The sequence below is a fragment of the Pyrinomonas methylaliphatogenes genome (assembly GCF_000820845.2).
Taxonomy (GTDB): domain Bacteria; phylum Acidobacteriota; class Blastocatellia; order Pyrinomonadales; family Pyrinomonadaceae; genus Pyrinomonas; species Pyrinomonas methylaliphatogenes.
Map to the genome: position 1 here is coordinate 324,670 of NZ_CBXV010000001.1, position 22,427 is coordinate 347,096.

The following is a 22,427-nucleotide window of genomic DNA, read 5'->3' on the forward strand; positions in this document are numbered from 1 at the left end:
TCGAAGCTTGCGCCGATCGTTCGGCTGGGTTAGCATCGGGGTGAGGTGTCGGAACAGGGGAGGGAAGCGAGGATCGTTTCAGGGCACCGGCGTTTGCGCATCGCCGCTTCGATCTATCTTAACTCAGCGCCGCTCATCTGGAGTTTCAGGCGAGGTTCTTTACGCGAGCGCGTCGAACTGTGGACCGATGCGGCTCCGGCGCGTTGCGCAGACATGCTGGCGCGCGGGCTGGTGGATGTGGCTTTGGTTCCGGTCATCGAATATCAGCGTTTGCCGGAAGCGCTTCTCATCCCCGGCGTTTGCGTCGGCGCGCGCGCGCGCGTGCGGAGCGTCGTCATCGTAACGCGCGGCATGGCGTTGGAAGAGGTCGAAAACGTTGCGCTCGATCTTTCTTCGCGCACTTCGGCTGCGCTGGTTCAGATCATCTTCCGGGAGTTCCTCGGGCGTAGGCCGCACTTCGTGCCCGCGAAGCCTGATCTTGAACTCATGTTGAGGGAGCATGATGCCGCTTTGCTGATCGGCGATCCGGCGATGACTTTCGCGCGTGAGGGGAGGCGAGTGTATGACCTGGCGGAAGTTTGGCGCGCGCACACCGGTCTCGGTTTCGTTTTCGCGATGTGGATGACGCGCATGGGGAGCGAAGTCGAAGTTGCGGATTTCGCCCGCGCGCGCGCGGAGGGGTTGGCGCGTGTCGAGGAGATCGTCGCCGAATATGCTGAAAAGCTGGCATTGCCCCCCGCCGAATTGCGCGAATACTTGTTGGAGAACATAAGCTTCATCCCGGATGGCGAGATGCGTGCGGGTCTCGAACTCTATTTTCAACTAGCGCACAAGCACGGTTTGATCGATGCGCTGCGTCCGCTCGCGTTTGTCGGCGGTTGAGTTTGGCGTTCTCATCGGTAGGCCTAACCTGCCGTATCGCTTGCGCGAAGCTCGCTTCGCGGGCGAAAATTTACGGGTTTCGCGCGGCCTTTCGCGGATTCCAATCAGCGGAGCGTTAGATTTGAAGATGGTGAGCGCAGAGAAGGATATTCAACCGATACTCGATCGCGCCCTCTCGGGCGAGCGTTTAACATCGGAGGATTGCGCCGCGTTGCTCGAATCTCACGATTTCGTGCGCATCGGCCTAGCCGCCGATGAGATTCGCCGACGTTGGCATCCCGACAACGTCGTCACGTACATCATCGACCGCAACATCAACTACACGAACGTGTGCAACGTCGTCTGCACGTTTTGCGCCTTCTATCGGCGGCCCGGCGCGAAGGACACCTATGTGCTGACGTTCGATGAGCTGTGCCGCAAAATAGACGAAACGCTCGCCGTCGGCGGGACCGGGATCCTGATGCAGGGCGGGTTGCATCCGGACTTCGGCATCGAGTGGTATGAGGATCTATTGCGCAGACTTCATGAGCGCTATCCGACTTTGCAGCTTCATTGCTTCTCCCCGCCGGAGATCCACAACATACACTTGATCTCGAAGCTCTCTTATGAAGAGATCCTTTTCCGCTTGAAGGAGGCCGGATTGTACAGTTTACCTGGCGGCGGCGCGGAGATCCTGGATGATGAGGTCCGGCGTCGGGTCTCAACGAAATGCACGACCGAAGAGTGGCTCGCGGTGATGCGTGCCGCGCACCGCGTCGGTTTACGTTCGACCGCGACGATGATGTTCGGCATCGGCGATCGCCTCGAACATCGCGTGCGCCACTTGCAGCGGATCCGCGATCTGCAGGATGAGACGGGGGGATTTACGGCCTTCATCCCGTGGACTTTCCAGCGCGAGAACACGGCGCTCGGTCGGCGTATCAAAGAGGAGCCGACTGGGATCGACTATTTGAAGATGCTCGCCGTCTCGCGCCTTTTCCTCGACAACATCGAGAACATACAGGTCTCTTGGTTGACTCAAGGGTTGCGTTTGGGCCAGGTGGCGCTGCGGTTCGGGGCGAACGATATGGGGTCGGTCATGATCGAGGAGAACGTCATCTCGGCAGCGGGGGCGCATTTCCGCGCCGACGAAGCGACGTTGCGGCGTCTTATCGAGAATGCTGGCTTCATCCCACAGCAGCGAGACATCCTCTACCGCCATGTCGATCGGCAGCCGGAGGCGACGGCCATCGCCTGATCGAGTTGCATCTCGCCGCGCTCTCGTTCGGTTCGATTCAGTTCGAGCGGCGAGCGCGGAGCGGATCGGTTATGCCGTCAAACGCGGAGGCACAACGCGCGGAAGGGAGCGGCGAGCGCGACGAGACGGCGAGGAGAGGCGGTAAACGGGTCCTTTATCGCCGTTTACGCGCGCTGCGGGGAGAGGGCGTGGTGCGCGCAGATTACGATCTCGCGCCTGCGCTCCCGCCGTTGCTGGTCGGATTCGCTCTGCTGCTCATTCTGGTCCTCGGCCTCGGCGTCCTCAGCGTTCGTCGTTTAGAGATCGTGGGGCGCACGACGCTCGACCTTGAACGCCAGCATGCCGCCAAGATAAGCCTCCTTCTGCGTCTGCGCACGGCTTTGACGGAACTGAACAATCAAGCGCGGGCGCGCGCCGAAGCGGAAGCGCGGCGCGAGCTGCGTCCGCCCTTCGATCTGCCGTTGCGCAACGCGCGCGGCGAAGTGCGCGATCTGCTCGACGCTTTCCAAAAGACGGCCCTCTGGCAGACAGATCTGGGCCAGCAGCTTGGCCGTCAAGTCGCGGATTTCGTCGAAACGGCGGTTGACTCCGAGCGCTTTTCGCTCGAAGGCTTTGAGCGTTTCCGCGCGCTTGAGGCGACGCTCGATCAGATGTTGCGCGATCTCGGGCGCGAGCAGGATGAGATCTTGCGCACAAGCGAGGAACTGGAGCGTGAAGCGGCCAGTCGTATACGGCTGTTGACCTATCTTGCGGCGCTCACCGGCGCCTTTGTCGCCGCTGGGACGATCTGGGAGGTGCAGCGTCGGTTCCGACAGGCGAAGCGGAGCCTACGCGAGGTGGAACGCCAGCGTCGCTTTAACCTGCAGATCCTTGAAGGGATGGTGAGCGCCGTCGCGGTCATCGATGCGCACGAGCGGATACGTAGCGCGAATGCCGCTTTCCTACGCCTCTTCCCGAAGGCCCAAATCGGCTCTTCGATCGATGAACCGCTGGCTCAACCCGAAGCGATGCGTATGCTCGAAAGAGCGGCGCGTGCCAATGCTGAACGCGCGACATATTGTGGGCGTTGGGTGATCCGATCGGGCGGAAGCGACGGTGAGGCGCGTACCTTCGATCTCTATGCTTCTCCGCTTGAGGTTGACGGCGAGCGCGCTTCCCTTGTGACTATGGTGGATGTGACGGAAGCGGCTCGGGCGGAAGCCGAATTGCGGCGTAAAGAGGCTCTGGCCGCGGTCGGGCAAGCGACGGCGCAAGTCGCGCACGAGATCAAGAATCCGCTCGGCAGCATCCGCTTGGGCGTGACCTTGTTGCGCGATATGACGACCGATGAGAGGGCCCTCTCGACCATCGAACTGCTCGAGCGCGGCATAGAACATCTGAACAAGATCACGCTCGATGTGACGCGGTATTCGCGGCATAAACCTCTCTCTCTCTCCGAAGTCGAGCTTCAAAACTTGCTCGAAGATAGCATCATGTTGGTGCGCGATCGCCTCGCCGAAAAACGCGCCCATATCGAGCGACGTTATTCGGCTGAACCGATCCATGGATTGTGGGATGCCGATCAATTGCAAGAAGTCTTCGTCAATCTTTTGGTCAACGCGCTCGACGCGAGCGATGATGGCAAACCGATTGTGGTCGAAACGAGGCTTATCGAAAATAGCATCGCTGGCGGCCAGGCTGGGCGCGGGTGGGCCGTTATTTCGATCGAGGACTTCGGCTGTGGCATGGACGCGGCGACGCGCGCGCGGATCTTCGAACCTTTCTTCACCACGAAAAAGCGCGGCACCGGATTGGGATTAGCCATCGTCAAACGGATCGTCGAAGAGCACGGCGGGAAGCTCGAGGTCGAGAGCGAAGTTGGTAAGGGGACGCGTTTTACGATCAAATTGCCGCTCGTCGCGCCGGTCGAGAATACGGCAGATCGGTGGGCCAGCGCGCCCGGCGGCGCCCCTTTGAAGTGACGGCATCACGGTTGAGCGGATTGATCGCTCAGAAGTTCCGGGTGCTCATCGGCTATGCGTAACAGTTCGGCCACGCTCCACGCCTGCGCGATGCAGCCGCGCGGCATATGTGGCGCATCTCCGTCGAAGATCTCTGAGACCTGTCCCACGCCCGCTTCGAACAGATGTTCGCGAAATCCATTGAGCAACTGACGCGCCGCCCTCGCCTTCTCTGACGAAGGGCCATAGATCTTCAGGCATGCGGCGATAAATGGGCCGATCAGCCACGCCCAGACCGTGCCTTGATGGTAAGCGGCGTCGCGTTCAACTGGACCGCCCGCGTAACGCCCTCGATATCGCTGATCTCGAGGGCTGAGGCTGCGCAGCCCTCTTGGTGTGAGAAGCTCGCGTTCGACTATGGCGAGAACTTTGCGCGCGCGCTCCGTGTCGAGGAGCGAATGATGAAGGCTCACGGCGAAGATCTGATTGGGGCGCACGGACGCATCGCGCAGATCGCGATCGACGACATCGTATAGGCACTCGAGCTCTTCGTTCCAGAAGAGTGCGTTGAACTGATGGCGCACATCATCGGCCAAGCGTTTGAACCATCGGTTGTTCGCGCTATCGGCGACCATCTGCGCGAAGTCTTGCATCGTGCGCAGCGCGTTATACCAAAGGGCTTGGATCTCAACTGGTTTCCCGCATCTTGGCGTGACGACCCAATCGCCGATCTTCGCGTCCATCCATGTCAGTTGAACGCCAGCTTCGCCCGCCGCGAGCAGGCCATCCTCATCCATGCGGATGCCGAATCGCGTCCCGCGCGTATGCCAGCGGATGATCTCGACGAGTTTCTCGTAAAGCTCCTCGCGTATCAGATCTTCGTCTTGAGAGCGGGCGAGGTACGCGCGCACCGCTTCGAAGAACCATAGCGTCGCGTCCGCCGTGTTGTACTCCGGCGCTTCGCCTTCGTCGGGAAAGCGATTGGGGAGCAGACCGCGGTCGAGATGGCGCGAGAATTCGAGCAGGATGTCGCGCGCGATAGCGAAACGGCGCGTGCTTAACGTCAAGCCGGGGAGCGAGATCATCGCGTCGCGTCCCCAATCGCTGAACCAATGGTAGCCAGCGAGGATCGTCTTCTTCCCATCGCGCGCGACGATGAACTGGTCCGCGGCGGCGAACAGTTGCCTGATCAGATCGTTTTGGGGAGCCTGGGCGATGAGCGCGCGCCTACGCGCCAACTCCTTTTCGCGAAGCTCGTCGGCGTAAGAGCCTTCATGCGGCGTGAGCGAAACGATGAGGCTCGCCCTTCGCCCCGGAATCAGAGAGAAACGCATGGCGAAGGGGCTAAATAGATCCTCGAGGCAATCGAAACCCCGTTCGCGTTCGACTCTGTACAGAAAATCGTCGTACCAGTAGCTCATCATATCGAGCGCGTCGGCTGTGTGCCCGAAGTGCAGTTCCGGCGCGCCGTCGATCATTCGAAATCTGACTCCGTTTGCGCTGACCAGCGATGCCGGATTCGATAGGTCGGTCTTTCGCGCAAGATGATGGTGGTCGCGAAAGGTCGCAAATGGCCGCACCTCGAGTTCGACGGTTCGCCCGCGCGCCCCTTCGACCTCATACTGAACCACTACGGTGTTCGTTCCGTGTACCATGAAGACCGTCTTCTCTAACTTCAGATCAGCGATCTCATAGGTGAAGATCGGGAACGGGTCGAGGCGGAAACGCACCTGATGGCGAAAGCCTTGCGGATGAATCGCATCTTTATACTCATTGGTCGATAGATCGAAGTGGCGCCCATCGATAGTCAGAGTCTCTTCGAGTTTGGAGAGGAGCGCGACGCGCTTGACGGGTGGGCTGAGCGCGGCGATGAGCAGTCCATGATAACGGCGCGCGTTGAGCCCGATGATGGTGGAAGATGCATAACCGCCAAGGCCGTTCGTCTCCAACCATTCGCGTTGAATCGCGCCGTCAAGATCGCGGCAGATCTCCGGTCCGAATTCGATCATCTTTAGTCTGGATGCACGGTGATCTCGAATCAGATCGGCGGAGCCTCGAGGCTCGCGCATCGCCGATAAGCTTTGATCCGTTTGTCGCCAAGCGCTCGCTGCGTTTGGCGAAGCTTCGCTTCACTTCCTTGATTCCCGGTGTATGATTATCTATTCTAAAGTCAGTCGTCGGCAGAATGCACCAGCTCGGCTAAGCGGCACCTGCGCAAGCTGGCCGGGAAGGTCAACCGCTTCCGGCGCGACTGCGACCATGTGCTCAGTCGGCGTATCGTCGATTCCGTCCAGCCCGGCACCGTGATCGTCGTGGAGAACCTGACGAACATCCGCACGCGCACGAAACAGCGTGGCAGACAATCGCGTCGTCGTCTGCACTCCTGGAGCTTCGCGCGACTCAGAAGCTTCCTGGCATACAAGGCGGAAGCCAGGGGATGCAAGGCGGTTGGCATTGACCCATGCCACACGTCGCAGATGTGTTCCCGTTGCGGCCATGTCGATCATCGAAATCGACGTTCCCAATCACGGTTTCTGTGCCGGGCTTGCGGGTTCGAGCTCAATGCTGATCTCAACGCTGCCCGCGATATTGTCCGGAAGTACCTTGCCAGCGGTGGCATGCCTGCCGCTGGTGGGCCGCCGTCAACCGGCCTCGCGTGCCAGCCTGCGCAAGCGGGCTAGGCACAAGCCCCCAGCTTTAGCTATGGGGTAGTTGACAGCTTATAACATTTGTTTCCCGATGAATGAAGAACTTCTACAAGCCTTAACCGAAGAGATCTCATCGGCGCTCGTCGGGGGCGTATTCGGTCAGGTCTTCCAACTCGGGCCGACCGAATTAGCGGTCGATTTCAGACCGGGGGATGGGAGATACCTTTTTATCTCCGTTGCGCCTTCTGCGCCGCGCCTCTATTTGATCCGGCGCACAGTGCGAGAGCTCGAACGGCAGGCCATCGCTCCATCGCCGTTCGTCCTATCGCTGCGAAAGCGTCTCGCCGGCGCTGCGCTTCAAGCGGTCGTGAAGGACGAAGGTGATCGCATCGTGCGGTTCCGTTTCGAAGTGCGGACGGAGGCCGAAGGGGTAAGGGAGCGCGTCCTCGTCGCGCAACTGACGGGACGTTCTTCCAATCTCTTCCTGCTCGATGGAGAAGAGATGATCCTCGATTCTCTGCGCGCTTCGCCGGTCGAAGGGCAGCGTCCTGGGGAGGTCTACAAGCCGCCCATCGCTGTCTCGCTCAAGCGTTCGCCGTCGCCGTTTGAGCGAGGTGAGCATCCTTCATTGTCAGACGCGGCAGATGCGTACTATCGAAAGCTCGAAGCGGAGCGGCGTTTCGATGAACGAGTGGCGAAAGAGCTGGCGCGGCTGCGGCGCGAAATCGAAAAACGTCGCAAGCTGCTCGTCAAACTCGAAGAGGATCGCGCGGCGCACGGTGACGCGGAAGAGCACAAGAAGATCGGTGAGCTTTTGCTGGCGAATCTCGCGACCGCAGAGCGAGATGGCCGCATCGCGAGGATCCGCGATTTTTATGCGGAGGGCGCGCCGATGATCGAAGTAGAAGTAGGCGAGGGGCGCACGTTGCAGGAGGAGGCTGCGCATCGCTTCGCGCGTTACGCGCGGGCTAAACGAGCGGCGGCGGAGATCGCCGCGCGCTTGGGATCGGTCGAGGAGGAGTTGCGCAAGCTCGAATCGCGTTTGGCTGAACTGGAAAGGATCAAGGAAGCGCGCGACGAAGGAGCGCTGGCCCGGATCTTGCCTGAAAAGGGGCGGGAGGGGCTATCCAGATCGCGCGTTGCGAAAGAGCGATTGCCCGCTGGGATTCGGCGGTATCGTTCGTCAGATGGTTATGAAATACTCGTCGGGCGAAGCGCGAGCGAGAACGATCTGCTGACTTTTCGCCTCGGACGCCCGCATGATTTGTGGTTACATGCGGCGGATTATCCGGGCGCGCATGTTCTGGTTCGCAATCCGACGCGCGGCGAGATACCGCATCGCACGCTCGTCGAGGCGGCACAGCTAGCCGCCGCTTTCAGCCAAGCGCGCAACGATCGCAAGGTCGCCGTTAACTACGTTTGGCGAAAGTTCGTCGCCAAGCCGCGTAACGCTCCGCCCGGCACGGTGACGCTCGCCGGTCCGCGAACCATTCTGGTCGAACCGCGCTCGGATCTTGAGCGCATGGCTGAAGATTGATAGGCCATTTTGGAGCTCGGTTGAGGCAGATTGAGCGATGGCTGCTCGGTTCGATGATCCTGTGGAAAGATTGATCGCGCGAGGGTTGGATAAACTGGCCGATTTCATCGTCGGTCCGGCCTCATCGTTGCGCGATGGCACGGAGCATCGCGAAGTCGAATTGCCGCGCGATATGTATGCGCATCGCGAGGCGCAGACCGAATGGTGGTATTACACCGGTCACGTCGATACGGAGAGAGGGCATCGCCTCGGGTTCGAGTGGGTCTTCTTCAAAAGGCGCACGGATCTGGATCGGTTCGGTGTGGTGCCGCTCCGCTTGATCGGCAACCCGCTCTATCTCGCTCATTTCGCTATCACAGATGTGACTCGCGGTCGTTTCCGGTATGCGCATCGCAAAAGCGCCAATGGCCCGTTCGATCGCCCCGCGGTCGCCAGCGTGCGCCGCTACTATCTGCGTTTAGGCGATTGGACGGCGCGCGAGGTTTACGGGATCCATCTGCTGCGCGGCACGCTCGATGATCTGGTCTTCGAAGTCGCGCTCAAGCCGGAGAAACCGCCCGTGCTCAATGGGCGCAACGGCGTCAGTTTTAAGGATCATGGCGAAGCCTCGCGTTATTTCTCCTACACGCGCATGAAGGCTGAGGGGGACATTCGCTGGAAAGGCAAGGTGGAACGTTTTGTGGGCGAAGCCTGGATGGATCGCGAGTTCGGCACGTGGCGCGCGACGAAGAATCAGAAGGGTTGGGATTGGTTCAGCATCCAACTCGACGATCGGACGGAATTGATGGTCTATCACATTCGCGATGAACGGGGCCGCCCATCGCCGTTTTCGAGCGGGACCTTTGTCGATGAGGAAGGGCGGGCGACACATCTTCGATTGGAAGATTTCTCCGTCGAGGCTCTCGGCTGCTGGCGCAGCCCGCGGACGGACGCGCGCTATCCGCACGGTTGGCGCATTCGCGTTCCGCGATTTGAGCTCGATCTGGTGGTCCACCCAGTCCTAGCTGATCAAGAGCTGGATACACGCGGGACGACGATGATCATCTATTGGGAAGGGGCCTGCGATGCCTTCGGGCGAAGAGGCAATAGAGAGAGCACAGGACGCGCTTACGTCGAATTGGTCGGATACGACCGATCGCACGAACGGCCTTCGTTCACGACATTTCTTTTCGGCAGTTCGTTGGACCGCAGGTGGCGGAGCATATTCGGAGCGGCGGCAAGATGAAGAGGGATCGTTCTGAAGAGCTGTTTCAAAAGGCAATTCGCTTGATTCCCGGAGGCGTGAACTCACCCGTCCGCGCCTTTCGGGCGGTGGGCGGCACTCCGCGCTTCATACGCGAGGCGAAAGGGGCTCTCATCACCGATGTCGATGGACGTTCGTATATCGACTACGTCTGTTCATGGGGGCCGATGATCCTGGGCCATGCAGACGGGGAGACGGTCGAAGCGCTGCGTTCGGCGATAGAGCGCGGGACGAGTTACGGTGCGCCGACTGAGCTCGAAGTGCTGATCGCCGAGGAGATCATCGACGCCGTGCCATCGATCGAAATGGTGCGCATGGTCAACAGCGGCACCGAAGCCGTCATGGCGGCCATTCGCCTTGCGCGTGGCGTGACGGGGCGAAACAAGATCGTCAAGTTCGAAGGTTGCTACCACGGTCATGTCGATAGTCTGCTCGTGCGCGCCGGTTCCGGAGTCGCGACGCTTGGCCTGCCAGATAGTCCGGGCGTGCCCGCGCATCTAGCGCGCGACACCATCACCGTGCCGTTCAATGATCCGGAGGCGTTAAAGCGCGCTTTTGCCGAGCACCGTGACATCGCGGCGGTCATCGTCGAGCCGGTGGTGGGGAATATGGGCTGCGTGTTGCCGCGCCCCGGTTATCTTGACCTGATGCGTGAGTTGACGCGCCGAAACGGCGCTTTGCTTATCTTCGATGAGGTGATGACCGGCTTTAGGCTCGCACGAGGCGGAGCGCAAGAGCTTTACGGCGTGACGCCGGATTTGACCACCTTGGGGAAGATCATCGGCGGCGGGCTCCCCGTCGGCGCTTATGGCGGAAGCCGCGACATCATGCAGTACGTCGCGCCTTCCGGCCCAGTCTATCAAGCCGGCACGCTATCGGGGAATCCGCTCGCCATGACCGCCGGCTTGGTGACCTTACGGCGATTGCGCGACCCCGATGTGTATCGGCGGCTCGATCTCGCGGGAGCGAGATTATGCGCTGGGTTGATGGAGGCCGCGCGCGAAGCCGGAGTGGAAGTGACGATCAATCGCGCCGGTTCGATGTGGACCGTCTTCTTCACCGCCGGGCCGGTCGAGGATTGGGCTTCCGCCGCAAAAAGCGATCGCGGGCGCTTCGCGCGCTTCTTCCACGCGATGCTCGATGAAGGGGTTTATCTGCCGCCTTCGCAATTCGAAGCGGCGTTCATCAGTTTGGCGCACGATGATGCTGTTCTGGACAAGACCGTAGAGGCAGCGCGCCGCGCCTTCGCTCGCGCGATTCGAGATGTAGAAGCGCGAGCGCGGTCGGCTCAATGATCATTCGCGCACGACGATGGTTCCTGACAGAAGATCGTGCACGGCGCGCCCCTCGGCGTTCCCGAGCGCGTAGAGGAAGGTTAGTCCGAAAGTTATCGGCGATAACATGAGCGCCAGCGCGCGACGTGCGCTCTGGCCAAGCGTCGGCACCATCCCTGTTCTCACATCGACGACACGGATCGAGACGAGCTTCATCCCGCACGTCCGACCGGCGAGCGTTACGGATGCGGCGAAATAGAGGAAGGTCAGAACGAGGAGGATGCCGAGCATCGAACCGCGAACGCGCGGATCGGACCAGTCGCTGCTCGTTATCTCGATGATCGCGGCAAACGGCGAAGAGAAGAACGCGATGATCAGCAGATCGATCGTCGCGGCCATGAGACGCGCGGCGAATGGCGCGCGGTCGTCGATCATCTGGCGTACGGACGCGATCCTTTGTTGCGCCTCGCGCTCCGCCTCGAGACGGGCGAGCAAAGCGTCATCAACGACTTCGTTGAAGACGCGCCGCGGCTCAGTTCGGTTCGCGTTCGGCGCGCTCGTCGATGGCGTGCGACTCTCGCTCGCCACTTCGACCGCCTTCGCTTTGCTAGTTGCCTCAGCCGTTCGAGGTGGCGGAGAGCTTCTGCTCGATTGAGAAGAGGGCCTCCCGTTCTGAAGTGGGGATGGCCGCGCTCTCTCCGGTTCCTGCCTCAAGGGCTTTCGCTCTCGTTGCGCCAAGGGGATCGGCCTGGGCGGCGCTTCGGGGCGAGGCGGTTTCTCCTCGCGCTTCTTCTCCACGTCGCTGATCTGCTCTAACTCGCGCTTGAGTGCTTCAGGGCGAGGCGGTTTCTCCTCGCGCTCCTTCTCCAGTTTGGCTTCAACTTGCGGTTCTTCAGCGCGAGCCAGAGCGGTCGCCGCTCCTCCGCTGGCTCGTCGTGTCACGGGTGGCTGTTGACGCGCGCGCTCTAGACGGCGCAGAGCGGCTGCGACAATCGGATTGGTTGGCGTTGGATCCGAACGTGTGACGACGCCGAGCGTAGGATGAGCGCGATGTCCCTCTGCGGCGCGCGTCGCTTCGCGGGCGCGGCGTTCTTGGATCTCTCGCACGCGCGCGCTCAGTTCCTTACGCCAGGCCGGTTGTTGTGTGCGGGCCGCTCGTGGAAATTCGATCAACGTGGATGAGCGTTTCTCCTCTTTCCGCTCTTCGCCCGATGGCTCCGCTTTCTGTGACGCGACAGGTGTTTGGCACTGCGGGCAGTGGTCCAGAGAATCGGAGAAAAAGGCACGGCACGCAACACACTGCATCGTCTAAATCAACCTCCGTTCGCGGAAACCTAGTTCGTCAAACGCGCTCGCCGGATCGATCCTTCTTGTGATCGGAGCGGCTCCTGATAACTCTAAACGCATTGCGGAGTCGCGGCGGATGCTATCAGAAACCACTTTAAGTCGTCAATCGGAAAATACACTAGGGCCTGTGGTTTCGGCACGCAGGTCTACAAGATGCAGAAGGCGGCGAGCGGATTAAAAGGTTACGAATCAGCTAGTTGGAGGCTCTCAAAGCCGTTGACGCCCGGCGAACCCGGCATCCCACTCATGCCACCATTCGATCTGATCCCCTTCGCCGACGTGCCAGCAGAGGAGCACGACCCTCCCGTCGCGTAAATGTGGGAAATCGACGAGGCCGCGTTCGCAATCTTTGAGCTGAACGCCGAGCGTTTCGAGTTCGAGGATGCGCTCGCTCATCCCAACCAACGCCGCCGCAAAGAGGGCTCCCCCGTCGATGCCGCCATTCGCTTCGGACTTTTGGGCGGCGCGGCGGGCTTCTTCGCGAAACGCGCGCAATTGCCGATGGGCGCGCTGAATCTCTTCGACGATGGCGCGCACTTTGGGAAGCAGCCTGTTCGCCTCTTCGACCGTGAAGAGTTTCATGGCGCTTTCCGCAATCCGTTCTTCACGCGATCTGATGGTCTTTCGGGCCGCATGCGATTTTCACTCATCCGTTACGCGTATCAAATCCGGTGAATCGTTGCTTTCATCCGATGATCGAAGTTGCGCTCCGGTCGATGGGAAGGATAGCCGATTCGCCTCCACCGAAGGTTGCGATTCGGACTGATCGGCGCCGCGCGGGTAATTCGCCTCGTTGCGTTGGTTCTCGGCGAAGGATGGGGTGGACGATTCTCCGTGATGCGAATCGTGCAGATAGCGTTCGTAGTAACGTTGATGATGGTTGGGATCTTTGCGTATTCGATCAGCTATTTCACCAAGATCTATGAAGTAATCGGCAACGTCGATCAGCTTCGGCGCAGTGTTGGATCGAAAGCCGGCGACCTCGACGCGGCAACCCTTGTAAGCGACCGCGTTCACGGCGTAGACGAAATCTTCATCGCCCGAGACGAGCACAGCCGTGTTGTAGCGACCGGCGAGCGTCAGCATGTCGACGGTGATCTCGACGTCGAGATTGGCTTTGCGCGTGCCGTCATAGAAGGTCTTCAATTCCTTTTGGACGACGCGAAAACCATTGCGCCTCATCCAAAGCAGAAATCCTTGTTGCCGTTCGGCGCCAGCATCGACGCCCGTGTAAAAGAACGCGCGCAGCAAGCGCCCATCGCCGAGAAGGACGCGAAGCAGCTTGTTGTAGTCGATATCTATGTTGTGGAAGCGCGCCGCGTGGAAGAGGTTATTCCCGTCGATGAAAACCGCGACGCGTCCGCGATAACCTAACTGCCATGAGATATTGTGATGCGGGTCGTAATACATAGCTGAAGATCGCTCCTCAAAACGAGGTTTATTTAAATCTTGTACAAATAGGATGCCGTCTTATGACGGAGAGGTCAAGCAACGATCAAAGCGCGGGCCGATCATCGTTCATCGCTTGCGCGGCGTCCGAGCGTCTCTCCCGTCAGCGCATCTATGTAAAATGCTCCGCGATCGGATGCAACGGCTTCCCACGCTAGGTGAAGTTCGAGTTTGCGCGGCGCGCGCGCGATCGGGTAGATGACCAAGCGGCGGATAGAGGCGCCTTGTTCCCCATCCGGTGTCGTCTTCGCGATTCGGGCGGCCAGTTCGGTTTGAATTTCGGCCAGCGGAGCTTGCGCGCGTTCGGCCTCAGGGATGGCGGAACTCGATAATTCGATGAGGCGCCCGTCAGATCTAACGCCGATCTCGACGACGCCGAACCCATCGCCTAGTGGGTAAGTGAAGGGCACTTGGCGATAGCGTAGGCGAAATCCCTCGCCTCTTTTGTCGATCGAGATGAGCGACAGTTGATTCGGATCGGCTCCGAGCAGTAACGTGACGGTCGAGAGGAAACGGCGCGCGGCTTCGCGCAACTCCTCCTCGTCCATCTCTTCCCGAGCGCCGATGTGGGGCAGTCGCAAAGGCGAAGTGAGCGCGGGCAGGCGGATGATGGTTGAGGTGATGGGGTGAAGTTCGGGGGATGGCGGATTGTTTATCCCTTGGGAGCGGACGAGCTGCGCCCAAGATGCGAGCGCGCGCTCGCGCCGGTCCTCCGCGTAATCCAGAACGATCGGGTAGGGCAAAGCTCGCCGTTTCGGCGAGCTGGCCGGACGTTGGGCCAGAAGCCCACAGGCAGATGAGAGAAGCGCCAACGCGATGGCGCATAGCGTCCGACGGAAGATCGATTCTGTTCGGCGCGCGATCATTACGGGCGATTATAGCCGAGGAACGGCGAAAATGGACTGTTTAAACGAAGAGCGCCGATCGCGGCGCTTTCGTTGGAGCGTATAATCGTTGTACGATGCCGTTTCGATGGAACGCGATCCCGATCTGATCGAGTGTGAAAGTTGTGGACGACGTAACGCGCCTCGGCGTATGAGCTGTCTTTACTGCGGCGCGAAACTTGTTATACCGGTCGAAAGATTTGCTCGTCGCCCACGGCTGCAGCGTTTGGAGGAGTGGGAGCGCGGCTTCAACATCGGCCTTCTCCCGCAGATGCTGGATGGTGAGAAGCTCGCTGATTTGGTCGAATGGTTGGGTGATGCGGAAGGTGGGGTCGCGCGAATTCTGCAATCGAATCGTGGATTGCCCTTCATTCGCCTCTCGACGTCCGAGGAGCGGGATCTCGTCTGCACTAAATTGAAGTCGTTAGGGTTGCGCTTCATCTCGCTCGCTGATGATGAGCTCCTTCGTGAGCCATCGCGCCTTCGCAGTCTCCGATTTGCCGATCTGGTCTGCGTCGGCCAAGATATCGCCGGGCGATCGTTCATCATCGGCTGGGACAGCATAAGGCTGATCGTCAAAGGGAGACTCTATGTGCGGCGGATCGAATCGGTCGAATCGAAGAAAGGCCGGAGAGAGCGCGAGACCATAGATGAGCGCGAGCTTATCTTCGATCATCCGGCGCTCGATCTTTATGATCGAACCGGACGCTCTTGGCGCATCGTCGCCTCAAGTTTCGATTTCCGTTGTTTAGGCGAGCGCATGCTCTTGACTGCTGAGGGGAACTTCCATCTGTTAAGCGAAGCCATTCGAGAGCGCGCAAGCTGTGCTGTGTACGACGACTACGATAGCGTGCGTCGCTTGCTCGATGATGTGTGGCCGCCGGCGGAACAGAAGGCGTCCATCGGTTGGCGGCGTGGTGGATTTCTTCGAATCAACACCGCGTCAACCACTCTTTTGACCAACGAGGCGCAGCTTACGCGTTACGGTCGGTGGCGTTATCTCTTGCTCGAGAGAGAGGGCGGTCCGCTTAATTCGTCATGAGGGATAAGGGGCGAATTGACGCTGATGAATCCGTGCGGCGCGCTTTGCGGGGAGGGAGTTTGATTTACGGCGTGATCCCTGTGGTCGAAGCCCTGCGCGCGCGTGCGCGCGACATCGATAGAATCCTGGTCGCCGAGGGTAGTGAAGGGAAGCGTGTGGCCGAAGTCATGCAGGCCGCGCGCGACGCTCATATCCCCATCGTGCGAGTGCCGCGCGCGGAGCTGGAACGTTTGACCTCTGGGGCGGCCCATCAAGGCGTCGTCGCGTTTGCTTCGGCGGTCCGCTATGCGGACGCTGCGGAATTGTTGAAGCGTTTGGCGGAACGGATCGGCACGGATGACCCGCCGCTCGCCCTTGTGCTGGACCAGGTCGAAGATCCGCGCAATCTGGGGGCGATCGTTCGCACGGCCGAATGCGCTGGCGCGCATGGCATCTTCATCCCGATGCGACGGGCGGTCGGTTTGACGGATGCGGTCGCGAAGACGGCAGCCGGCGCGCTGGAACATCTGCCGGTCGCGCGCGTTCAGAATATCGCGCGTCTCGCGGAAGAGTTGAAAGAGCGCGGCATTTGGGCCATAGGGACGGCATCTGACGGCGAGACGATCTATACTGAATGGGATTGGACGCAACCATCCGCGATCTTCCTTGGAAGCGAAGGTGAAGGGTTGCGCCGTCTCGTCCGCGAACGCTGTGACATGCTGGTGCGTATTCCAATCTATGGACGGACGGAGTCGTTGAACGTCTCGGTCGCCGCGGGCGTGATCCTCTACGAAGCCGTCAGACAGCGCAGGTTAGCTGGAAAGGTCGCCGGTTAGCGGAGCGTTCGATTCATTCAATGATGGGGAGCGAGTTTGCGTAGCGGAGGTGAGAGATGTACTGTCCGAAGTGTGCCACGAAGAACGCCGATGATGCGAGATTCTGCCGCGCTTGTGGGGCCAACATAAGCCTCGTATCGCAGGCTCTCGAAGGCCGTTTGCCGAGCGGGAATGCGCCCGATTGGTGGAAGGAGGTGGAATTTTTGAAGCGCGCCGAGCTGGAGAAGCTCGAATTGCGTCGCAAGAAGAAGATGTTGCAGGATCCACCGAGCCTCGAGGGCGGGATCGTCAAAACATTCACCGGACTCGGATTCCTATTGGTCGCTCTATCGATCTTCGTTTGGGCTCCCGCCGGGCACCTTTGGTGGTTCTGGATGCTCATCCCGGCGTTCACCTGTTTCGGCAAAGGCATCAGTCAGATCGTGCGTTGGCAGCGGGAGGAGCACAGGCGGAGTGCCATCATCTCTGGGCCTGATGTCAAGGGCGAGGTAAACGCCGAGTTGCCGCGGGCGCCAGTTCTGCAAGTGCCATCGAGCGTCACTGAGGGAACGACCAAGCTGTTCGACAGTGGCGAGTCGGCGCCATCCTCGCGTTATGCTGGACCGGTCGGGGCGACGGACGAGTTAAAATGAGAGGTTGGCGCATCACTGGACCGAAACAGGGTTCGCATCGTTCGACGAAATGGGGAAGGAGACGCGATGGATATGATGAGCGAGAGAGCGTCTGGGGCGAGGATTTGCGTTCCATTGTGCGCCGATGATTTCGAAGGGGCGTGGCAACTCGCCGCGCGGGCGCATGCTGTGGCCGATATGTTTGAGCTCCGGCTCGATTGTTTTGATGAATTCGCGCGTGCAGATCGGGCGCCCGTCGAGTTGATCCAGGCCCTACGCCCGTTCATCCGTGAACGGACGCGCCCCTTGATTCTGACCTTGCGACCTGAAGAACAGGGCGGCTGGAGCCATCTCCGCGCCGAGGAACGCGCGCGGTTCTGGCGCGAACTCTTCGCTCGGGGAGAGGCTCCGGACTTCGTCGATTTGGAGTTAGATTTGATCGAGGGGTTGGGACACGAGGCGCTCGACTGGTCCAGAATAATCTGCTCGCACCATGAATTCCTAGAATCGCCGATCGATCTCGAGGCGTTATACGAACGGATGGCACGACTTCCGGCGCGCCTTTTGAAGATCGCTGTGAGCGTGACCGATGCGGTCGAATGCCTGCCGATCTTCCATCTGCTTGCGCGCGCGCGCCGTGATGGTCGGCAGTTGATCGCCATCGCGATGGGATTTGCCGGCGTCGTTACGCGCGTCCTCGGACCAGCTCACGGGGCGTTCTTGACGTATGCGCCTTTGATCAAAGAGGGCGCGACGGCGCCTGGGCAAGTGACGGCAGCGGAGTTGCGCGACCTTTACCGCATCGACGCGATCAACCGCGAGACGCAAATCTACGGGATCATCGGTTCTCCGGTGGCTTACTCGATCTCGCCGCAGATCCATAATCGCGCTTTCGCGTCTCGCAACATGGATGCGGTCTATCTCCCTTTCGAAACGCGCGACGTCGAGTCTTTCATCCGCCGCTTGGTCCACCCACGCACGCGTGAAGTCGATTGGCGCTGGCGAGGGCTGAGCGTGACGATTCCGCATAAGAGCGCGATTTTGAACCTTTTGGATTCCGTCGATGAAGCTGCTCGGCAGATAGGGGCGGTAAATACGATCGTCGTCGAGGAGGATGGGTTACGCGGATACAACACGGATGCGGAAGGAGTCCTCGCCCCTTTGCGTGAGGCGATCGATTTGAAAGGCGCGCGCGTCGCCATCATCGGCGCCGGCGGAGCCGCGCGCGCCGCTTTGTGGGCGTTCAAGCGCGAAGGGGCGCGCGTGACCTTGTTTGCGCGCGATCTGCCGAAGGCGCAGCCCGTCGCGCGCGAGTTCGGAGCCGATCTGCAATCGCTCGCCGAAGCGCGGTTCGCCTCTTTCGACCTGGTCGTCAACGCGACGCCCTTGGGCGCGCGCGGTGCGAACGAAGGTCGCACTCCGGCGACGGCGGAGCAATTGCGGGGCGCGGGCATCGCCTATGATTTGGTTTATAATCCGAGTGAGACGCTCTTCTTGCGCGAGGCCCGACAGGCAGGTTGCCGAACGATCGGCGGATTGTCGATGTTGGTCGCACAGGCGACGCGCCAATTCGAACTGTGGACGGGAGAAGAAGCGCCAGTCGATTTAATGCTGGAGGTGGCAACGCGCGCGCTGGAAAAGAATTGATCTCACGCTCCTGTGCGAACGTCTAAATCGGAGTGGTCTTGAGCTGAGCGATGGATCGATACAGTCGGCAAGTACTCTTCGCTGAATTGGGTTCCGAAGGGCAGAGGCGGATACGCGCATCGCATGTGTTGATCGTCGGTTGCGGCGCTTTAGGATCGCTACAGGCGGAGATGCTTGCGCGCGCCGGGGTCGGGGCCTTGAGGATCGCCGATCGCGATTTCGTCGAGGAATCGAATCTCCAGCGACAGACGCTCTTTACAGAAAGAGATGCGCGTGAGCGTGTGCCTAAAGCGGTCGCGTGCGTGGCGCGATTGCGCGAGATAAATTCCGAAGTGGAAGTCGAAGGGCGTGTCCTCGATGTCAATCAGACCAACATCGAGGATCTGATCCGCGATTGCGATCTGGTGCTTGATGGGACGGATAATTTCTTGACGCGCTATCTCATCAATGACGCCTGCGTAAAGCAGGCTATCCCTTGGATCTACGGAGCGGCGGTCGGCTCCTACGGCGTGACGATGACGGTTCGCCCGCACGAGACGCCTTGTCTCCGTTGTCTTTTCCCGGAGATGCCGGCGCCGGGCAGCGCGCCGACTTGCGATACGGCGGGCATCATCATGCCGGCGGTTGCGACGGTCGTTGCCGTGCAAGTCGCCGAGGCTTTGAAGCTCTTGACGGGAAATGTGGAGGATCTTCACGGGGCTTTCATGCAGTTCGATCTCTGGCGGAACGAGTGGCGGAGCATTAAGCTCGGTGAGCCGTCGCCGGAATGCCCCGCGTGTGCTTCGGCGCGCTTCCCGGCGCTTGAAGCTGAGACGGGTAATTACGCCACGGTCTTGTGTGGCCGACAGGCCGTACAAGTTACGCCGATCAACAGAGGTAGGCTTAACTTGGCGCAGCTTTTCGAACGATTCAGCGCCGTCGGCGAAGCGCAGGCGAATCAGTATCTCATACGGTTGCGCGTCGATGGATACGAGTTGACGGTCTTCGAGGATGGGCGCGCGATCATTCGTGGAACCGAAGATCTCGTCCAAGCCCAGACGCTTTACGCGCGATACGTTGGCTCTTAAAGCGACCTTTCTCTTGCGATCTCATGTGCAAATCTTAGCGTGAAACGGACGATATAGATGGGGAAAAAAACGGCATCTTTCTGTCCTCTTCTTCTCGGCACAATTATTTCGCTCTGTTCGTTAACGGCGCAAGCCGGTGGCCCAGTCGTGTGGGAGATCGATTCGCGTGCGGAGCTTCTGCGTGGTGAGGCGCGCGGCGTGTCGATCTCCGATACCGGGGCTTTGATGCTCGCGCCGCGTTTCACTCAACTGTTCGATACCGGGCAGACCTACGTCTGGTCCAGCGCCGTCGATGCTTCGGGCAACGTCTATCTTGGGACGGGGCACGATGGGAAGATATTTCGTGTGACCGGCGAGGGGCGCGGCACGCTCTTCTACGATGCGCCGGAGTTGGACGTCACCGCTCTGGTGATCGGGCGCGACGGGGCGCTTTACGCGGGAACCTCTCCTAACGGCAAGGTCTATCGCATCACTATGGATGGGCGTGCGGAGGTCTATTTCGATCCGCCTGATAAGTATATCTGGGCGCTCGCCGTGTTGCCGGATGGAGCGCTGGCGGTTGGGACGGGAGATCAGGGCAAGATCTACCGCGTGCGCAGCGCAGGCGCGAAGCCGGAAGAGAGTCTGTTGGCGGATGTCAACGAGATGAATGTCGTTTCGCTTGCCGTCGATGCGCGAGGGGATCTGTTGGTGGGAACCGATCCGAACGGTTTGGTTTTGCGCATCGGCCCCGATGGGCGCATCTTCGCTCTCTTCGATTCGCCTTTACGCGAAATCCACGCCCTCGCGCCGGCGGCGGATGGTTCCGTCTATGCGCTCGCTTTGGGCGATACGACTTCGACCTCGCGAGCGACGCAAGCGGCGACGCAGACGCAATCTTCTGCATCAGCGCAAACGAGCGTCTCGGTGACGGTCGTCGAAGATATGGGCGGCGCGCCAGTCGCGCAGCCTACGCCGGCGCGAAGTCGCAATGATCTGGGTAACGCGCGGAGCGCGGTCTTCCGCCTTCTGCCCGATGGCGGCAACGACATTTTGTGGAGTTCGAACACGGTGGTCGCTTTCTCGATCGTTCCGGCGCCGCAAGGCGGGCGCGTGTTGATCGGGACTGGCGATAAAGGGCGCATCTATTCCGTCACGAATGACGGGCGCGACACTTTGCTCGTGCAATCCACAGAGGATCAGATATCAACGCTCGTGGCGCGCGGCGAGGAAGTTTATGCCGCTTCCAGTAACCAAGGCAAGCTCTTTCGTTTAACCCCAGAGATCGTGGGCGAGGGGAGTTATGAATCTCCCGTGCGCGATGCGAAATTTGTCGCTTCGTGGGGGAGGATCTGGTGGCGTGGTAGCGGAGATGTCGAGATCCAAACACGCACTGGCAACACTGAGCGACCTGATAAGACCTGGAGCGAATGGAGCGCTCCGTATCGAGATCCGAGCGGAACGCAGATTACAAGCCCGCGCGCGCGTTTCATCCAGTGGCGGGCAGTCTTGCATATCGGTAAGGCGCACGAGATGGCGCGCGTCGAAGAGGTAAAGCTCGCCTACTTGCCGCGCAATGTCGCCCCTGAAGTCACTTCCATCACGGTTTTGCCGATCGGCGTCGGCTTGCAACCCGCAATTCAACCTCAAGTCGATCCGAATATAGAAGCATCCGGACTCGATCCATCCTTGTTCGGCGCTCCGACGCAGACCATGCCGCGGCGCATCTATCAGCGCGGCGCTGTATCGCTTCAGTGGCAGGCGGAGGATCGTAACGGAGATACGCTCGAGTACGCGATCTATTACCGCGCGCTTAATGAATCGACTTTTCACTTGCTCAAGGATAGAGTGCGCGATAACTTCTATACAGTCGATGGGACGAAACTGGCTGATGGGCGCTATATCTTCAAGATCGTGGCGACGGATGAGCCGGACAACCCGCCAGGGCTCGCCCTGACTGGCGAAAAGGTGACTGAACCCGTGACGATCGATAACACTCCGCCGAATATTCGCGCCGCAGCTCCAGAGGTGCTGGGAGACCGTGCGCGCGTTCGCTTCACCGTCGAGGATCAGACCGGGATCATCCGCCGCGCCGATGTGAGCGTCGACGGCGGGGATTGGAAGATGGTCTTTCCAGATGATGGGATCGCCGATAGCCCGCGCGAGGTTTACACGATCGAGATAGATTTGAATGCTGGACGGGTTGAGAGAACCATCGCCATTCGCGTCTATGATGATAGTGGCAACGCAGGAAGCGGTCGCGTCGTCATAAGACGTTAGCTTTGCACGATTAGGGGTGTCCCGTGCCGCAAACAGTGTGTTCGCCGAAAGAGAGGGGTACGATTATCGGGCATTTATCGGAGCGCGGCGAGCGTTTGGCGCTGTGGCATTCAATTTGCCCGCGTTTAAAGCGAATGTCGCAAGGGTCTCCCTCCCCATGCGCACCGACGAAGCCTGAGGAGGACGGAACCTTGAGAGGATTGGTGAAAAGAGCTTTCATCTTGGTCTTCGTCTTCTGTTTGATCCCTTTCGCCGGACGAGGTGACGACTTACAAGATAAGAAATCTCCGCCGAAAGATAAGCGGGTGGTCATCAAAGCTCCCAAGGATAAGGACAAAGGTGAAAAGGGAGGGAAACAGGGAGAAGAGGACAGAGGAAAACAGGAAGAGAGGCGCCGGGAAAGGCCGTGAACTCACGCCTCGGCGTCTCCTCAGCCAGATCGCCCGTCTTCATGGACTCCTCTAATCTTCAACAGGACGCGGACCGATTTCGTCCCTGACGGGTTCGCGCGTGGCTTCAAGGCGGTTTGATCTTCAGCTAGCCTT

At 60.0% G+C, this 22,427-nt stretch carries 18 protein-coding genes and 1 pseudogene; 14 read left to right on the plus strand and 5 right to left on the minus strand.

What is annotated here, in order from left to right:
* Positions 1–45: 45 nt before the first annotated feature.
* From PYK22_RS01280 to PYK22_RS01290, 3 genes are all read left to right on the plus strand, one after another.
* Complete coding sequence (locus PYK22_RS01280; RefSeq protein WP_060635200.1) at positions 46–882, plus strand: menaquinone biosynthetic enzyme MqnA/MqnD family protein; 837 nt, start codon at positions 46–48, stop codon at positions 880–882.
* A gap of 127 nt (positions 883–1,009) precedes the next feature.
* The gene (gene mqnC / locus PYK22_RS01285) at positions 1,010–2,119 is read left to right on the plus strand and encodes a cyclic dehypoxanthinyl futalosine synthase (protein WP_083437516.1); all 1,110 of its coding nucleotides are present in this window, start codon (positions 1,010–1,012) and stop codon (positions 2,117–2,119) included.
* A 71-nt stretch (positions 2,120–2,190) separates the two neighbouring features.
* A complete protein-coding gene (locus PYK22_RS01290; RefSeq protein WP_157770599.1) occupies positions 2,191–4,080 on the plus strand; it encodes a two-component system sensor histidine kinase NtrB in 1,890 nt (629 codons plus the stop codon).
* Positions 4,081–4,085: 5 nt separating this feature from the next.
* Here the strand turns inward: PYK22_RS01290 and PYK22_RS01295 are convergent, their stop codons facing one another.
* Positions 4,086–6,068 carry an amylo-alpha-1,6-glucosidase gene (locus tag PYK22_RS01295; RefSeq protein ID WP_060635201.1) on the minus strand — a complete coding sequence of 661 codons (1,983 nt, stop codon included), beginning with the start codon at positions 6,066–6,068 and terminating at the stop codon, positions 4,086–4,088.
* A 210-nt stretch (positions 6,069–6,278) separates the two neighbouring features.
* On the opposite strand from PYK22_RS01295, the gene PYK22_RS18285 reads away from it, so the two are divergent.
* The 4 genes from PYK22_RS18285 to hemL are packed head-to-tail and all read left to right on the plus strand — an operon-like array spanning position 6,279 to position 10,782.
* Positions 6,279–6,740 carry an RNA-guided endonuclease InsQ/TnpB family protein gene (locus PYK22_RS18285; RefSeq protein ID WP_408003159.1) on the plus strand — a complete coding sequence of 154 codons (462 nt, stop codon included), beginning with the start codon at positions 6,279–6,281 and terminating at the stop codon, positions 6,738–6,740.
* Between the two features lie 58 nt (positions 6,741–6,798).
* The gene (locus tag PYK22_RS01300) at positions 6,799–8,244 is read left to right on the plus strand and encodes an Rqc2 family fibronectin-binding protein (RefSeq protein ID WP_041973358.1); all 1,446 of its coding nucleotides are present in this window, start codon (positions 6,799–6,801) and stop codon (positions 8,242–8,244) included.
* Between the two features lie 37 nt (positions 8,245–8,281).
* A complete protein-coding gene (locus tag PYK22_RS01305) occupies positions 8,282–9,469 on the plus strand; it encodes a lipocalin family protein (protein ID WP_060635202.1) in 1,188 nt (395 codons plus the stop codon).
* Positions 9,466–10,782, plus strand: coding sequence for a glutamate-1-semialdehyde 2,1-aminomutase (gene hemL / locus PYK22_RS01310; protein WP_041973361.1), 1,317 nt, complete (start codon positions 9,466–9,468; stop codon positions 10,780–10,782). Before PYK22_RS01305 ends, hemL begins: the two co-directional genes overlap by 4 nt.
* Here the strand turns inward: hemL and PYK22_RS16190 are convergent, their stop codons facing one another.
* The 4 genes and pseudogenes from PYK22_RS16190 to PYK22_RS01330 all read right to left on the minus strand — a co-directional run bounded on the left by PYK22_RS16190 (position 10,783) and on the right by PYK22_RS01330 (position 14,423).
* On the minus strand, positions 10,783–12,066 hold the full coding sequence (locus PYK22_RS16190) for an RDD family protein (protein ID WP_083437494.1): 1,284 nt from the start codon (positions 12,064–12,066) through the stop codon (positions 10,783–10,785).
* A 249-nt stretch (positions 12,067–12,315) separates the two neighbouring features.
* Complete coding sequence (locus PYK22_RS01320) at positions 12,316–12,690, minus strand: DUF2203 domain-containing protein (RefSeq protein ID WP_041973363.1); 375 nt, start codon at positions 12,688–12,690, stop codon at positions 12,316–12,318.
* 282 nt (positions 12,691–12,972) lie between these two features.
* A pseudogene (locus tag PYK22_RS01325) lies at positions 12,973–13,518 on the minus strand (LabA-like NYN domain-containing protein); the annotation flags it as partial.
* Between the two features lie 101 nt (positions 13,519–13,619).
* Positions 13,620–14,423 (minus strand): hypothetical protein, encoded by an 804-nt coding sequence (locus tag PYK22_RS01330; RefSeq protein ID WP_041973365.1) that lies wholly within the window; start codon positions 14,421–14,423, stop codon positions 13,620–13,622.
* A gap of 169 nt (positions 14,424–14,592) precedes the next feature.
* On the opposite strand from PYK22_RS01330, the gene PYK22_RS01335 reads away from it, so the two are divergent.
* The 7 genes from PYK22_RS01335 (at position 14,593) to PYK22_RS17440 (ending at position 22,347) form a co-directional block, all read left to right on the plus strand.
* Complete coding sequence (locus PYK22_RS01335; RefSeq protein ID WP_157770601.1) at positions 14,593–15,483, plus strand: hypothetical protein; 891 nt, start codon at positions 14,593–14,595, stop codon at positions 15,481–15,483.
* Complete coding sequence (rlmB, locus tag PYK22_RS01340; RefSeq protein WP_083437496.1) at positions 15,480–16,298, plus strand: 23S rRNA (guanosine(2251)-2'-O)-methyltransferase RlmB; 819 nt, start codon at positions 15,480–15,482, stop codon at positions 16,296–16,298. The genes PYK22_RS01335 and rlmB overlap by 4 nt, the downstream gene beginning before the upstream one ends.
* A gap of 56 nt (positions 16,299–16,354) precedes the next feature.
* The gene (locus tag PYK22_RS01345) at positions 16,355–16,930 is read left to right on the plus strand and encodes a zinc ribbon domain-containing protein (protein WP_041973369.1); all 576 of its coding nucleotides are present in this window, start codon (positions 16,355–16,357) and stop codon (positions 16,928–16,930) included.
* Between the two features lie 75 nt (positions 16,931–17,005).
* Positions 17,006–18,556 carry a shikimate dehydrogenase gene (gene aroE / locus PYK22_RS01350; RefSeq protein ID WP_162199766.1) on the plus strand — a complete coding sequence of 517 codons (1,551 nt, stop codon included), beginning with the start codon at positions 17,006–17,008 and terminating at the stop codon, positions 18,554–18,556.
* Positions 18,557–18,606: 50 nt separating this feature from the next.
* The gene (locus tag PYK22_RS01355) at positions 18,607–19,623 is read left to right on the plus strand and encodes a ThiF family adenylyltransferase (protein WP_041973370.1); all 1,017 of its coding nucleotides are present in this window, start codon (positions 18,607–18,609) and stop codon (positions 19,621–19,623) included.
* A 57-nt stretch (positions 19,624–19,680) separates the two neighbouring features.
* Positions 19,681–21,882: a ligand-binding sensor domain-containing protein gene (locus tag PYK22_RS01360; protein WP_157770602.1), complete on the plus strand. Its 2,202-nt coding sequence runs from the start codon at positions 19,681–19,683 to the stop codon at positions 21,880–21,882.
* A 261-nt stretch (positions 21,883–22,143) separates the two neighbouring features.
* Positions 22,144–22,347: a hypothetical protein gene (locus PYK22_RS17440; protein WP_157770603.1), complete on the plus strand. Its 204-nt coding sequence runs from the start codon at positions 22,144–22,146 to the stop codon at positions 22,345–22,347.
* Positions 22,348–22,427: the final 80 nt, after the last annotated feature.

Excerpts from the sequence above, each read along its gene's own strand:
- PYK22_RS01345 (WP_041973369.1), top strand. The coding sequence starts at position 16,355 with ATGTACTGTCCGAAGTGTGCCACGAAGAACGCCGATGATGCGAGATTC.
- PYK22_RS01305 (WP_060635202.1), top strand. The coding sequence starts at position 8,282 with ATGGCTGCTCGGTTCGATGATCCTGTGGAAAGATTGATCGCGCGAGGG.
- aroE (WP_162199766.1), top strand. The coding sequence starts at position 17,006 with ATGAGCGAGAGAGCGTCTGGGGCGAGGATTTGCGTTCCATTGTGCGCC.
- PYK22_RS01320 (WP_041973363.1), bottom strand. The coding sequence starts at position 12,690 with ATGAAACTCTTCACGGTCGAAGAGGCGAACAGGCTGCTTCCCAAAGTG.
- rlmB (WP_083437496.1), top strand. The coding sequence starts at position 15,480 with ATGAGGGATAAGGGGCGAATTGACGCTGATGAATCCGTGCGGCGCGCT.
- PYK22_RS01290 (WP_157770599.1), top strand. The coding sequence starts at position 2,191 with ATGCCGTCAAACGCGGAGGCACAACGCGCGGAAGGGAGCGGCGAGCGC.
- PYK22_RS01355 (WP_041973370.1), top strand. The coding sequence starts at position 18,607 with ATGGATCGATACAGTCGGCAAGTACTCTTCGCTGAATTGGGTTCCGAA.
- PYK22_RS01335 (WP_157770601.1), top strand. The coding sequence starts at position 14,593 with ATGAGCTGTCTTTACTGCGGCGCGAAACTTGTTATACCGGTCGAAAGA.
- PYK22_RS01300 (WP_041973358.1), top strand. The coding sequence starts at position 6,799 with ATGAATGAAGAACTTCTACAAGCCTTAACCGAAGAGATCTCATCGGCG.
- PYK22_RS01360 (WP_157770602.1), top strand. The coding sequence starts at position 19,681 with ATGGGGAAAAAAACGGCATCTTTCTGTCCTCTTCTTCTCGGCACAATT.
- PYK22_RS01295 (WP_060635201.1), bottom strand. The coding sequence starts at position 6,068 with ATGATCGAATTCGGACCGGAGATCTGCCGCGATCTTGACGGCGCGATT.
- mqnC (WP_083437516.1), top strand. The coding sequence starts at position 1,010 with ATGGTGAGCGCAGAGAAGGATATTCAACCGATACTCGATCGCGCCCTC.
- PYK22_RS01330 (WP_041973365.1), bottom strand. The coding sequence starts at position 14,423 with ATGATCGCGCGCCGAACAGAATCGATCTTCCGTCGGACGCTATGCGCC.
- hemL (WP_041973361.1), top strand. The coding sequence starts at position 9,466 with ATGAAGAGGGATCGTTCTGAAGAGCTGTTTCAAAAGGCAATTCGCTTG.
- PYK22_RS16190 (WP_083437494.1), bottom strand. The coding sequence starts at position 12,066 with ATGCAGTGTGTTGCGTGCCGTGCCTTTTTCTCCGATTCTCTGGACCAC.